Below are 14168 nucleotides of genomic sequence, written 5' to 3' on the forward strand. Positions count from 1 at the left end.
AACTTTGATTTCTAATTATACCTCTTCCGTTGATAGAGTGAGCTTCAAAGAGGGGAGATTCTTATGACACTAACAGTTTGGTTATCACTTTTTACCGTGTGTTTATTAGGGGCTATGTCACCAGGTCCCAGCTTAGCTATTGTCGCTAAGCACTCGTTGGCTGGTGGACGTATCAATGGATTAGCTACGGCTTGGGCTCATGCGTTTGGCATTGGTATATATGCGTTTATTACCTTGATTGGGCTCGCTGTTGTTTTGCAGCAAAGCCCGATGCTGTTCAAGACGATTAGCCTTGTGGGTGCGGCATATCTTGCGTATTTAGGGTTTAATGCTTTGCGTTCAAAAGGTGGTGTGGCTGCGAAGTTGGAGTCAGGTGAGGAAACAACGGTAATCCAGTCTGCGCGAGAAGGCTTTTTTATCTCGATTTTAAGTCCCAAAATTGCTTTGTTTTTTATCGCATTATTCAGTCAGTTTGTCGCGCTCGGTAATGATTTGAGTAATCAGATGATCATTGTTGCCACGCCGTTTGTTGTGGATGGGCTTTGGTACACCTTTATTACCCTAGTGCTATCGAGCTCTAAAGTCGTTGACAGAATTCGCTCTAAGGCAGTGTTGATTGATCGTTTGTCAGGAGTAGTACTCATGCTGCTGGCTCTTAGAGTGGTCGTAACGGTATAGACAAGCTCGCAAGACAGAAATACTAAAAGCAGCCCGTGTGGCTGCTTTTTTGTCTACTCTCAGTAACCCTTACACAATTTACGTAATTCTGACGCTAAACGTTGCTAAAATTAATATTATCAATAGTGTTACTTTGGTTCATATTCTCATTTGCTGTGAAAGCTACTTTCCAACGCATTGTTATAATGAGAACGATAGCCACTTAACGTTAATACTAACAGTGTCGCATATTAAGTCGAGAGTGCTTTATTGGATAAAAACGGACTTTCCTCTTACTTACCCTATGAAAGGGGTAGAGACTTCATGACCGTTTAGAAGGTGAGAGCAATATGCAAAGAATAGTAGATTTAGCTCCAGTAGTAATTTTGACCAGTGTTTGCAGCGTTGCTTGGATATTCTTTTCAACAAAGAGCATTTGGGTGTTTTTTGAACTGTTTGTATTTACGATGCTTGGCTTTGGCCTTTTGTACGGGTTACTACAAAAGGCTGATCCTAAACACTTTGACTTTGTTTTAAATCACATCGATGAAATTAAGAAGGAAGGCATAGATGCTTGCCTAAGCGGCGCTCCGAAAGAATCCAACCCATACTCTGGTGTCGATGGTGATTTATGGGAGGCTGGTTACACAGCCTCCTACAACAAAAAGATAAAGCAATAAACCGCTAGGTGCTTATTCAATATTGTGCTTTTCAAAAAAGCACCCTGCCATTTTAAGGACAGGGTGAAAGCAAGAAGTTTCTCAGGAGCGGTCGGGGGAGAGAAACTCATCTAAATCTTATTTACTTACCGGCGAACCTCTTCAAATTCACCTTCAATCGCATCTGCTTTACCTGTATTAAACTCATACTCTTCGTGCATTTCTCTCTGCATTTTCTTGACGCGCTTTTCAATACGTTTACCGGTAATTAATGCTGCGATGGTCAACGGAATCGCAATGATCAAGCTAAATACTAACGTAAAAAAACCGGTAATCAGTGCTAGTGCAGTTACAATAATCCGATTCATAATCATGACCTCTCTGTAATTTATGTGCTCAGATTAATGCTGTGAACATGAACAAAACATGAATGCTGACGTTCACTTTGTCCGGAGAGTGTCAAATGAATGAAACGAAAAAACGCCTGAGGGTGATCAGGCGTATAAACGGGGAAAAATATTAGTAATGCGCATGGCGCTTATTATTTAGAACAAATATGAGATATTGTCCGCTACGCTATGTGGTTAACGTTGTGGAGCAAAGTTCACCTATCGAGGGAATGTTTGGTAACGAACACCCATCATTTGTTCCATACAGTGCACAACTTGGCAGCTGTAACCGAATTCGTTGTCGTACCAGATGTAAAGTACACAACGCTTGTCTTGTGCGATAGTCGCTTGACCATCTACGACGCCTGCATGACGAGAACCAACTAAGTCAGTTGATACAATTTCTGTTGAATCGGTGTAGTCAATCTGTGCCGAAAGCTCAGAGTTCAACGCCATTTCACGCAAGTAATCGTTCAGTGAATCACGGTCTACGTCTTCACCTAAGTTTAGATTAGCGACTGCCATAGAAACGTTTGGTGTCGGTACGCGAATCGCGTTGCCTGTTAGCTTGCCTGCAAGCTCTGGCAATGCTTTAGCAACTGCTTTTGCCGCACCTGTTGAAGTCAGAACCATGTTTAGTGAAGCACTACGTCCGCGACGGTCACCAGAGTGGAAGTTGTCGATCAAATTTTGGTCGTTTGTGTATGAGTGCACGGTTTCAATATGGCCAGAAAGAACACCATATTTATCGTTCAGAGCCTTAAGGACTGGCGTGATTGCATTTGTTGTACAGCTTGCCGCAGAGATGATGGTGTCATCTTCTTTAATTACCGACTCATTTACACCGAATACAACGTTTTTGATGTCACCTTTACCTGGTGCTGTTAGCAGTACTTTCTCTGCGCCTTGACACGCTAAGTGTTGGCTCAGGCCTTCAGAATCACGCCAAACACCTGTGTTATCAACAACTAGCGCGTTATTGATACCGAAAGCTGAGTAATCCACTTCGCTTGGGTTATTTGCGTAGATGATTTGGATGTAGTTGCCGTTAACGATCAGTGCTTTACGCTCTTCATCGATAACAATGCTACCGTTGAACTGACCGTGAACTGAGTCACGACGCAGCAAGCTAGCACGCTTCTCCAAATCGCCTTTTTTACCGCCACGAACCACAATCGCACGTAGTCTTAGTGGGTAACCTGGACCACTTTTCTCAATGAGAAGGCGAGTAAGTAGTCGACCAATGCGACCGAACCCGTAAAGAACCACATCACGCGCTTTCAATGAAGAATCTGCGTCGCGAGCACCATCAAGTGCAGTGATAAGGAAATCGTTTAGAGAGCTTGTATCGTCATGTTCATTCCAGTACATAGTTGCCAATTGGCCAACATCGACACGGCATGAAGAAATGCTCATTTCACAAAGCGCTTGAATAATAGGCATCGTGTGCTCAAGCGAAAGTGGGTTACCGGTATAACGTCTTGCAACGCGATGAGTTTTGAGAATGTCTATAGTAGTAGCATTAATAAGCGTTTTACCAAACAGAACCACTTCGATTCCTTTTTGACGATATAGCTTACCAATTAGAGGGGAAATAGATTCAGCAATCGTTTGGCTAGTTTGCCAGTCTTGGAGATATTTCTCTGGACTCATTGTTGTATTAGACCTTTCACGTTTTGGGGGCTAACCATACTCTCTGCTGTTGCCTCTTCGGCAGCGTGCAAGAGTGTGGTGGGTTATGTAATCGGGTTGTAATAGTTATGTGTGCGGATTCTAAGGTCGGAGTCCTTATTCTGCTAGGAAAATTAAATCCAGTGTAAAACACTACTTAAGGGGACGTTAGTGGTGGATTAATGTGACTAAAGCAGTGGTTTTCACGTATTGACATTTAGAAAGTAACTTACTTTTTTTGCGATGATAACGTTTGCTTTCAAATTAGTTTTGTTGACAAAAATGGATATTTTGCATTTTTGTGTGATTTAACTCGATAAGGCAACTCAATAGGTAAACATACAATAGATGATTTCCTGAAAAGTGATGCGACTCTTAGTTGTGAGTGAAACTTTATTGTTTGCATCCAACTTTAAGATCAAAAAATATGACTTGAATCACAATTGCCACTTCATTAGCCGATGATAAAACACTCACAATAACCATAATCTAGGTAGGTGAATGTTGTTTGAAAGTAACAATGTCGTATATGCCTTTCAATGCAAGAAACTAGTCTAATATTAAATAAACGGATGAAATCAACCATTAGGCTGATGGATGTTGAGATTATCAATAAAAACACGCTTAGCACTCCTCGCACTATTACCCGCTGTGGTAATAGTGGTGTTTGCAGTTCAGCAGTTTTCTGATAATGCGTTGCGCGTGAGCCGTCTCAATCAAACGGTTAGCAATATTCAAGGTTTCCAATTTATATCCAAGGCCTCCCACTTTATTTACTCCATAGAGAAAGTACGCCGACAGCCTGATCTTCAAGTCTCTGCAGCCATTAATATTGAAGAACAAGGTGAAGTTATTTCTTCTTTGCATCAAAAGTTTGTGAGTAACCCTAATACTGCTGAGTATGCTGATGAACTGAAAGAAGCCATGCTGGGGGTATTGTCAGGTAGATTGAGTGAGATGGACGACCTGGGTGATTGGGCATTTCAACAGCTCCAAAATATGTCGCGCTCTTTGCTGCAAAATCATCAATGGTATGGCAGTGACGATGGCATTCGCATGCAAAATTTTATTGCCTACCTTGCTCAGCTCTCTTTTTGGACACAGAAAGAAGCTTGGCTGACGAACCGTTTAGTCCAAGACCCTAAGAGTCGGCTAAGTCAAAGTATGTTTTATCAGGCGATTGACAGACAGCAGCAAAATTTGGATGCGTTTTTAAACTTAGGTGGGTCATACGAGCAAGTGGATAAATTGCTTGGCTTGTTTACTTCGCCGAGATATCAGAGAAACTTGGCGTCTCGCGGACAATTAATGTCAGGAGACATGTCACAAAGTGACTACGCCGCGTATTTAAAAGAACTCGATTTTCGTGTGCAGCGCTTACAAGTGCTCATTGATGGGTTCACCAAACAAACTGAGCAGTCGCTTCTCACGCAGGTTCATGAACAAAAGGCCAATATAGCGATGATCAGTTTTGGCGTCGCCTTAGTGGTTATCCTGCTTTGTTGGCTCGGATTTAGTACTTGGTTCCGAGTTAACAGCAAACTCGATGCGATCATTCATACTTTAAACGCGTTGATCAACTCCGAAGAGAAGCAAACAAAAGTCAAAGTTGATGGAAGTGATGAACTGACCATTTTTGCTCAGCAAGTGAATCGAGTGGTTGAAGAAATGCAGAGACAAACTGAAGAAATACTGCATGCAAAAGAGTCAGCAGTGTCGGCTAATCGTGCAAAATCTGTGTTTCTTGCCAACATGTCACATGAAATACGCACGCCCCTTAACGGGATCATGGGCATGACAGAAATACTCTCTCAAAGTGAGTTGTCTTCGCATCAACAAGAAGTTGTTGATGACATTGACTCATCATCTCAAACGCTGCTTACTTTACTTAACGATATATTGGATCTCTCTAAAATCGAGTCTGGACGATTGGAGCTGTCACTAGTAGAAGCGGATATCCGAGAAGTCGTGTATCAGTCGATGATTTTATTCCAATCCAAAGCAACATCTAAACAGCTAAAGTTAGGTATTAATTTAGCTGAAAATATCCCCATTCGCGTGATGGTCGATGATCATCGTGTCAAACAGGTAGTTACGAATCTGGTATCGAATGCGGTTAAGTTTACCGAAAGTGGGCATGTATGCGTTGATGTTAGTTATGAAGAGTTACCTGAGAAAGAACGTGGAGTGCTGACGTTTAAAGTAGAAGATACCGGAATAGGCATTGATCAAGATAAGTTAACCACGATTTTTGAACCCTTTACTCAGGAAGATGAAGGAGTGTCGAGGCAATTTGGCGGCACAGGGTTGGGTTTGGCAATTTGTTGTCAGCTTGTGTCGATGATGGGGGGCAAGCTCGTAGCAACATCTACAAAAGGAGTGGGCACATGCTTTGAATTCTCGATTGAGGTTGAAGCAATTCCGGTGTTTGGCTGGCGTTCTGAGGTGATTAATAAAGGGCTTTTGATCTGCTCAAATTACGACTACGCCGACCAAGTATTAAAAGAGTGTCGCTTAGCGAAAATCAATCTCTTTGGTGTTAATAATGTGAATGAAGTGCAAGCGATAAATGATGACTTTGATGTCATATTTCTGTGCCACAGTAACGACGCTAATACCGATGAAATCTTGGATAATCTATCATTTAATTACGATCTTCGCCGTGTGATTATTTGCCAGCATCATTTATCCACTCCCTACGAAAATGCAGAAAAAGTACATGCCGTACTCACATTACCTTTCCTTGGCAATCGATTTAAGCATGTCATTGATGATTTAGCTAAGGTTGAAAAGACTATATCAAGTGACAATGTCACCAATAATGTTGTCAGCTCTGAATATCGAGCGTCGCGCTCTCATCGGAGGATCTTAATTGCGGAGGATAACTTGATGAACCAGAAAATAGCGAGTTTCTTTCTGGATAAAGCAGGTTATGACTATTTGATAACAAGCAACGGTCAAGAAGCGTTAGAAGCCATCACAAAGGGAGAAGAATTCGATGCAATTTTAATGGACTGCATGATGCCCGTGATGGATGGACTGACCGCGACGAAAGAAATTCGTCGTTGGGAAAAGAAAGCAGGACGTGAAAAAACGATGATTATCGCACTCACTGCGAGTGTTTTGGAAGAAGACATCCACAACTGTTTTGCGGCAGGCATGGATGCTTATTTACCTAAGCCGTATAAATCGAACCAGTTGTTTGAGCTCTTTAGTGAATTAAAACTCGCCTAGCTAACATTTCAACTTAGACAAGGTGTCAAAACGATTAAGCCCCATTTCAGGGGCTTAGTTCTGATTATTCATCGTTACGCGTTGGCTTGAGCGCCTGCGAGTTTGCGTATGGTTTGGCGATAGGTTAGGTATGCGGAAACACCAGCTAACAGGTTGCCGATACAAGCGCCTAAGAGTAAACCTCGGATTCCATCCATTTGAGCGCCAACCCACAAGCACGGTAGGAAAAAGACAAACAAGCGCAGCGCTGAAATAGTGAGCGCGGTGTAAGATTTGCCTAATGCATTACAAAGAGAAACCATTAGCATACAAACCCCTAATGAACCCAAACTGATCGGCACTATCAGTAAATGCATTTCCAAGACTTGCTCCACTTGCACATCACTTGTCATCAATAATGCGAGTGGGTTTGCGACGGCAAATGTAATGGCAGCAATCAAAAGTTGGAAACCTAGAATGAATTTTACGGCAATACTGACGAGCCTTTGGATATCTTCATAGTTCTTTGCTCCAAGTAAGCGTCCAACCATTGGAGGCATAGACATTGTCAGCGCCAAGACCGAAACGATAGCAAAGAACTCATAGCGTGAACCAAGCGCCCAAGCGGCGACTGCTGCGGTTCCAAAGCTTGCCAATAATTTTGTTGCTAGCATGGAAGACAACGGTGGCAGCAGTTGGCTAATCATCGCAGGGCCCATAATGTTACCGATAGATGCAACACTTTTGGCTACGTTAAGATCTTGCCATTGTGTCGTTGCCCAGTGATTCTTTTTCACGCGAGGAGCGACGACTAAAATACCAAACCCAAAAGCGACGATGGTTGCTATTGCCGCTCCGTTAATACCCAAGTCAAACGTGAAAATAAATAGTGGATCGAGTACAAGGTTCACGCCGCTGGTTATCATCATCATTGTGCCAGGTAACATTGTATTGCCATTAGCTCGGCAGATACTGTAATAAAAATACAAAACCGCACCAGTCCATGAGCTTAATAACCACCAAGGCCAGTAACTGTCGATTATCGGCATAACAGATTCTGGAGCGCTTAATAGAGCTAAAATGGGGTAGCGCAAAAGCCAAATTAGCCCGCCAAAAATAGCGACACCAATTGAGCCGATCATCAATACCAATCCGCCAAGTTGTTTGGCATACCGACTTTCATTCGCCCCAAGAGCTTTAGAAATGACCGCTGTCGTTGCGATCCCTAGACCGACTTGAATGCCGATAATGACCATTTGCAAAGGCAGAGTGAAACCTTGAGCGGCTAACGGTAAAACGCCGAGCTGACCGATAAACGCGCTATCCACAAGCTGAAAGCTCATTAAAGACAGAACGCCAAAAAGCATTGGCCAGGTCATCGTAAATAATTGTTTTGCAAGCGTTGGTTGTGTACTTGTCGTAGTTGAAGACATAGAAAGCTGAATGCGTTAGGAATAAGAGTTAGATTGATTGTACACGGCGGTTAGTTTAGAGACAAAAATAAACCCCGAGGAAGATATTCTTGCTCGGGGTTCGAAAATCTAGCTTACGCGTTTATTTTTTGCCGCTAGTTTGCTTGTCTTCTTCAGTCAGCTCACGAATGCGACGGCTGATGTCACGACGTGCTTTAGAGATCTCAGCGCTTTTAATGATGTGGTCATCAACACGATCTTCATAGTCTGCTTTCATATTTTTGATGATTGCGACGATTTCATCGTGAGTCATTTCTGGTTTGATGTAGTCTAGAAGGTTTTCTAGAAGATCAACACGTTTACGGTTATCACGAACTTTCTTCTCGTTATCAAGAAGCTCACGTTTTAGTTTGTTTTTACGACGAGCTTGGTTAACGATTTCAAATACGCTACTCATAGTTCTCTTTCCTAATTTTATGAATATCTTCCTCGATTAAAGCACAACATCCAGTGGCATAACAGTCTTTAGATCAATAGCAATGCAGAGTTGAACATTTCTCAACCAATTGCGCTGTGTCCATATAATCGTGCTGCTTTCTTCGAGTTTTGGCCAACATCGTAGAATCCATCGATTCATTGTCATAACGTGGCCTTCACTATATTATCAACACCATTGAATGCAAAATGATGAACTTGATATGGACTCTGGTAACACTGCGGAGCAAGTAAATAGTCAAGATAATGAGCAAGTCACTCGCTCTGTGGCTGAAAAGTTAAAAACGGCGTATATCAACGCACGCGAGCAACTCGAAATCATCGAAGTTGAGCTTAATCGTTCAAAAATAATGATGGTCGACCAAGATGGCAATTTGACGAGAGTGCCGATTCTCTCGGAGCATTGATACCTGACCCTATTCGTAAGGGGTGTCAGGTCTTACGCTATGCTTTAGCCTGACACCAACACCTGAACCGCTAACGCTTCTTGCACTGCTGTGTGAATTTATGGCGTATGATTTCGAAGCGATTTAGGTACAAAGTCAAATGCAAAAATAATAAGGAAATGCATTATGAAAGTTGAGCTAACGGCAATTGAAGCACGAGTTATTGGTTGCTTGATCGAAAAAGAAGTCACTACCCCAGATCTTTACCCCCTCAGCCTGAACGCATTAACCAACGCGTGTAATCAAAAAAGCAACCGTGATCCCGTGATGTCACTCTCTGAGTCAGACGTACTCGATGCCGTTGATGCTCTTATTGAGCGCAGGCTCGTCAGTGACGAAAGTGCGTTCAACAGCCGCGTCAGCAAGTATCAACACCGTTTCTGTAATACGGAGTTTGGTGATTTAAAGCTGACTGAGCAGGAAAAGGGCATTGTATGCTGTATGCTTTTGCGCGGTGCTCAAACACCTGGGGAAATTCGTACTCGTACTAATCGTCTCGCGACATTTCATGATGTAAAAGAAGTGGAAACGGTCCTTGAGCATTTAGCAAGCGAAGAGAAAGGACCATTAGTGGTCAAATTACCACGTGAGGCTGGTAAGCGGGAGTCGCGTTATATGCATTTGTTCTGTGGTGATGTTGATGCGTCCGAACTTGCAGCGCCTGTGTCTGCTGCAAGCTCGAGCTCCGATCGAGTAAGTCAGCTAGAGCTCGAAGTCGCTCAGCTGAAAGAAGAGCTGGATGAATTAAAAGCTAAGGTTGAGTCACTGCTTTCATGATGGAAAATACAACGCAGCGTTGGAGTGTCTATCTGATACGAAATAACCGCAACGCGTTGTATTGTGGTGTTACCAATGATGTTGAACGAAGATTCAATCAGCACCAAACCGGAAAAGGAGCGAAAGCTTTGAAGGGAAAAGGCCCTTTGGTATTGGAATGGTCATCGGATTTTGACTCAAAGACGCTTGCCATGCGAGCAGAGTACTATATTAAGCAACTAACTAAAGCGAAAAAAGAGCTGCTCGTTATGTCAAAAGCAAATATTGTCGTCGACGAACATCAACAAATGATGTTAGAGATAGTGGCACTCTGATAAGCCCTTGCTACGCAAAGATACACGGAAACCGCCTATGTCACATTGGCGGTTTCTTTTTGTTTTTGGAGTACCATGTAGGAATAAACTGACGCATAATGGGCTGGTGTTCTGTTTAAAGGTCCTGAATATGAAAAGCGCGAAATGTCTCTACGTTATCGAGACAAAGGAAGCGACTCAATGTACTTTATTTGCATCCACTCAGACCAAGAACCAATTTACTATTGAAACAGGCACTAAGAGGAAGGTAGATTACAAGAGTATAGAATGACTCGGCTAGGTAATGAATAGAGCTGAATTAGGCTCATAAAAAAGCTAAAAGAGCAGTAGATGAAAAAAGCGTTAGTATTCTCCCTGATTTCAATGGCCGCTTTTGCGCCGAATGTGCAGGCCACCCAAGTTCTTAATGGGTATTGGGCATATCAAGAGTTTTTAGACCAGTTTCCACAACAGAAGCAGTTAACTAGTGCGTTGGCTGAAGTGGTAAGAGAAACCCCTGTACCCGTAGCAAAAGACAAAAAGCGTCCACTGAAAATTTCTGTTGTTTATCCAGGGCAGCAGATCTCTGATTATTGGATTCGAAACATCGATGCGTTTGAAAAACGCCTAGATAAGCTTGATATCGACTATCAACTAAATCAAGTGTTTACTCGTCCTAATGCAGATATAAAGCAGCAAAGTTTGTCTTTAATGGAGGCGCTGAAAAGCAACTCCGATTACTTGATCTTTACTCTAGATACCACAAGACATCGTAAGTTTGTTGAGCATGTCTTAGATTCAAAGAAAACCAAGTTAATTTTACAAAATATCACCACACCTGTTAGGGATTGGGAACATCATCAGCCGTTTCTTTATGTTGGTTTCGACCACGCAGAAGGAAGTCGTGAATTGGCCGTTGAGTTTGGCAAGCGTTTCCCTAAACATAGCCACTATAGTGTTCTCTACTTCTCAGAGGGCTACATTAGTGACATCAGAGGCAACACTTTTATCAACCAAGTGAACCGCGATAATCAATTTGAACTACAATCTGCTTACTACACCAAAGCAACAAAGCAATCTGGGTATGAAGCTGCAAAAGCCAGTTTGGAGAAGTATCCGGACGTTGACTTCATTTACGCGTGTTCTACCGATGTAGCATTAGGTGCTGTTGACGCTCTTAAAGAGTTAGGTCGTGATGATGTCATGATCAATGGTTGGGGCGGCGGTTCAGCAGAGTTAGAGGCGCTTTCTAAAGGGGAGTTAGACGTTACCGTTATGCGTATGAACGATGATACAGGTATTGCAATGGCTGAGGCCATTAAGTGGGATTTAGAAGGAAAGCCAGTTCCCACCGTTTACTCTGGTGATTTTGAAGTCGTTACCAAATCGGACTCTCCAGAAAGAATTGAAGCATTAAGAAAACGTGCATTTAGATACTCAGATAATTGATGACAACTACATCAAAAACAAGAAAGCGTCGCTCACTGTCGACGCTTATTACCAAAATAATTATTCTCGTACTTGCTCCGATCATTCTAGGCATCTTTGTTCAGAGTTATTACTTCTCGAAGCAGATTATTTGGCAGGAAGTCGACCGAACCAAGCAGCAGACCTCTGCCCTGATCCTGAACATTTTTGATAGCCATTTTGCAGCGATTCAGATTCATCACAACAGCAATTCGAAAAGTGATGTTGTATTGGAATTTTATACAGAACGTGATGAAGAGGCACTCAATTACTTTTTCATGAGTATTGACCAGAGTGATCCTTCCCATACACCAGAGTTTCGTTTCCTAACCGATCATCAAGGTATTATTTGGGACGATGGCAACGCGCATTTCTATGGCATCAACAACCTGATACTTAGCCGACTTGCCAGTCAAGTGACCTTTAGCAACAACTGGTATTATCTACCCTCACAGACCCCGATGGGAACTCGCCATCTTTTACTTCGTCGTGTACCCGTTTTACAACCTAAAACCGGTGAAGTGATGGGGTACTCTTACAATGTTGTTGTTTTAGATAATAACTTTGGGTTGATGGAAAGGTTAAAAAATGAAGGCAACGTCGACAATGTTGTGTTGGTCGCTAACAACACACCATTGGCAAGCTCATTAGTAGGAGATGAGGCTTATCAAATATTTGACGTACTCAAACGACGAGAGTCCCAGCACAAGCTTGACCAATTATTGATCATCAAAACCCCTATTGAGGTAAATGCCGCCGAGACTGACTTGTGCTTGCTTACTGTGCAAGACAATCAGAGCGTGGTGACATTGCAAATCCAACACCTGCTAGCAATGCTAGCCTCAGTTATCGGTATGGTCATGATTGCGCTAATGACTAAAGAATGGATCGAGAATCGAGTAGTTGAAGAGTTAGGATCCCTGATGGCATATACCCGCTCGGCTCGTGAAGAAAAAGGATTTGAGCGTTTTGAGGGGTCAGATATTGAGGAATTCGATCATATTGGTTCGACACTAGAAAACACTTTTGAAGAGCTTGAAGCACAAAAGCGCTCTTTCCGCGACCTGTTTAACTTTGCGTTATCTCCTATTATGGTGTGGTCTGAATCGGGTGTACTTGTCCAAATCAATCCGGCAGCACGCAAAGAGTTAGTCATGGAAAACGATGTTGAAACCATGCACCCAGTGTTCAAAGGTTTCAAAGAAAAGTTGATGCCACACCTTCGCATGGCGGCTCAGGGAGCTACGTTGACAGGCGTTAATGTGCCAATTGGAGACAAAGTATATCGCTGGAACTTATCGCCGATTCGAGTTGATGGAGATATTAGCGGTATTATTGTTCAAGGTCAGGATATTACCACGCTAATTGAGGCGGAAAAACAGAGTAACTTGGCGCGCAAAGAAGCAGAGAAATCTGCTCAAGCCCGTGCCGACTTTCTGGCTAAAATGAGCCATGAGATCCGAACGCCAATCAATGGAATTTTAGGGGTTGCTCAATTGCTAAAAGACTCTGTGGAAACAGAAGAGCAGAATAACCAAATTGACGTACTTCGACATAGTGGTGAGCACTTACTTGCTGTTTTGAATGATATTTTGGACTTTTCGAAGATTGAGCAGGGTAAGTTTAATATCCAAAAGCACCCGTTTTCTTTCACTGATACAATTCGAACGTTAGAAAACATTTATCGTCCTATTTGTGAAAGTAAAGGCGTCAACCTTGTCATTGAAAACAAAATAGATCCCAATGTTGAAATCTTTACTGACCAAGTTCGTCTGAACCAAATTTTATTCAACCTAGTCAGTAACTCAGTAAAGTTTACGCCCTCGGGTAGCGTGCGCTTGCATGCTGAACTTGAGCAGTTCTATGGCGCTGACAATAGCGTGCTGGTCGTGGAAATTACGGATACAGGTATCGGCATCGAGTCTGACAAACTCGACCAAATGTTCGAACCTTTTGTTCAAGAAGAAGCAACAACGACTCGAGAATACGGCGGCAGTGGCTTAGGGCTGACCATTGTGAAGAGCCTCGTCGACATGCTGGAAGGTGATGTTCAAGTCCGCAGTCAGAAAGGCTTAGGAACGACTTTTGTCATTACAATGCCAGTGAAAGATCGTGAGCGAGTACTCACCCCTCTTGATTCGAGTTTGCGAGTTAAGCCAGGTGAACTATTTGCAGAGAGTCTCAAAGTGTTGTTGGTAGAGGATAACCATACTAACGCATTCATTCTAAAAGCGTTTTGTAACAAGTACAAAATGCAGGTTGATTGGGCGAAAGATGGGTTAGAAGCAATGGAATTCTTAAAAGATCATACTTACGATTTGATACTGATGGACAACCAACTTCCGCATCTTGGTGGAATTGAAACGACCAAAGAGATCCGACAAAAGCTAAAACTAGGCACGCCAATTTATGCGTGTACTGCTGACACCGCGAAAGAAACCAGTGACGCCTTTATGGAATCGGGTGCGAATTACGTGCTTCTCAAGCCGATTAAAGAAAATGCGCTCCATGAAGCATTTGTGGATTTTAAGCAGCGGTTCTTAGTTGAGCGAACATAAGGAATTGGCTCACTACGAGATAACCCAATTATTCATTATCTGAAAAGCACAACACCATGACAGTGGGTTGTGCTTTTTTGTATCTGACCCTTTTACTCTTATACAAATCAGACTTTATTGGTCTCGACGTT

Annotated in this window: 12 protein-coding genes; 8 read left to right on the top strand and 4 right to left on the bottom strand. The window is 42.7% G+C overall.

The window, feature by feature from the left end; translation table 11 throughout:
• The first annotated feature begins 63 nt into the window (after positions 1-63).
• Positions 64-678, top strand: a complete 615-nt coding sequence (locus R7O13_RS01515) for a LysE family translocator (RefSeq protein ID WP_005373611.1) — start codon at positions 64-66, stop codon at positions 676-678.
• Positions 679-1007: 329 nt separating this feature from the next.
• Positions 1008-1337, top strand: a complete 330-nt coding sequence (locus tag R7O13_RS01520; RefSeq protein WP_170896918.1) for a hypothetical protein — start codon at positions 1008-1010, stop codon at positions 1335-1337.
• A gap of 125 nt (positions 1338-1462) precedes the next feature.
• On the opposite strand, the gene R7O13_RS01525 is transcribed toward R7O13_RS01520, so the two are convergent.
• Positions 1463-1684, bottom strand: a complete 222-nt coding sequence (locus tag R7O13_RS01525) for a hypothetical protein (protein WP_005373607.1) — start codon at positions 1682-1684, stop codon at positions 1463-1465.
• A gap of 240 nt (positions 1685-1924) precedes the next feature.
• On the bottom strand, positions 1925-3358 hold the full coding sequence (locus R7O13_RS01530; RefSeq protein WP_005373606.1) for a glyceraldehyde-3-phosphate dehydrogenase: 1434 nt from the start codon (positions 3356-3358) through the stop codon (positions 1925-1927).
• Positions 3359-3973: 615 nt separating this feature from the next.
• Here R7O13_RS01530 and R7O13_RS01535 point away from each other — a divergent pair.
• Complete coding sequence (locus R7O13_RS01535; protein ID WP_170896919.1) at positions 3974-6610, top strand: ATP-binding protein; 2637 nt, start codon at positions 3974-3976, stop codon at positions 6608-6610.
• Positions 6611-6684: 74 nt separating this feature from the next.
• Here R7O13_RS01535 and R7O13_RS01540 read toward each other — a convergent pair whose 3' ends face one another.
• Entirely contained in the window at positions 6685-8022 is a 1338-nt protein-coding gene (locus R7O13_RS01540) for an MATE family efflux transporter (RefSeq protein ID WP_005385628.1), read from the bottom strand.
• Positions 8023-8143: 121 nt separating this feature from the next.
• A complete protein-coding gene (locus R7O13_RS01545) occupies positions 8144-8458 on the bottom strand; it encodes a DUF496 family protein (RefSeq protein WP_005373603.1) in 315 nt (104 codons plus the stop codon).
• A 220-nt stretch (positions 8459-8678) separates the two neighbouring features.
• Between R7O13_RS01545 and R7O13_RS01550 the strand changes: the two genes are divergently transcribed.
• The 5 genes from R7O13_RS01550 to luxQ all read left to right on the top strand — a co-directional run bounded on the left by R7O13_RS01550 (position 8679) and on the right by luxQ (position 14037).
• Positions 8679-8903, top strand: coding sequence for a hypothetical protein (locus R7O13_RS01550; protein WP_005385630.1), 225 nt, complete (start codon positions 8679-8681; stop codon positions 8901-8903).
• A 165-nt stretch (positions 8904-9068) separates the two neighbouring features.
• Positions 9069-9719 (top strand): YceH family protein, encoded by a 651-nt coding sequence (locus tag R7O13_RS01555; protein ID WP_005373594.1) that lies wholly within the window; start codon positions 9069-9071, stop codon positions 9717-9719.
• On the top strand, positions 9716-10033 hold the full coding sequence (locus R7O13_RS01560; protein ID WP_005373593.1) for a GIY-YIG nuclease family protein: 318 nt from the start codon (positions 9716-9718) through the stop codon (positions 10031-10033). The genes R7O13_RS01555 and R7O13_RS01560 overlap by 4 nt, the downstream gene beginning before the upstream one ends.
• Before the next feature lie 330 nt (positions 10034-10363).
• A complete protein-coding gene (locus R7O13_RS01565; protein ID WP_005385634.1) occupies positions 10364-11461 on the top strand; it encodes an autoinducer 2-binding periplasmic protein LuxP in 1098 nt (365 codons plus the stop codon).
• A complete protein-coding gene (luxQ, locus tag R7O13_RS01570) occupies positions 11461-14037 on the top strand; it encodes a quorum-sensing autoinducer 2 sensor kinase/phosphatase LuxQ (RefSeq protein WP_170896920.1) in 2577 nt (858 codons plus the stop codon). The genes R7O13_RS01565 and luxQ overlap by 1 nt, the downstream gene beginning before the upstream one ends.
• Positions 14038-14168: the final 131 nt, after the last annotated feature.

This window comes from Vibrio sp. Y176 (assembly GCF_033438945.1).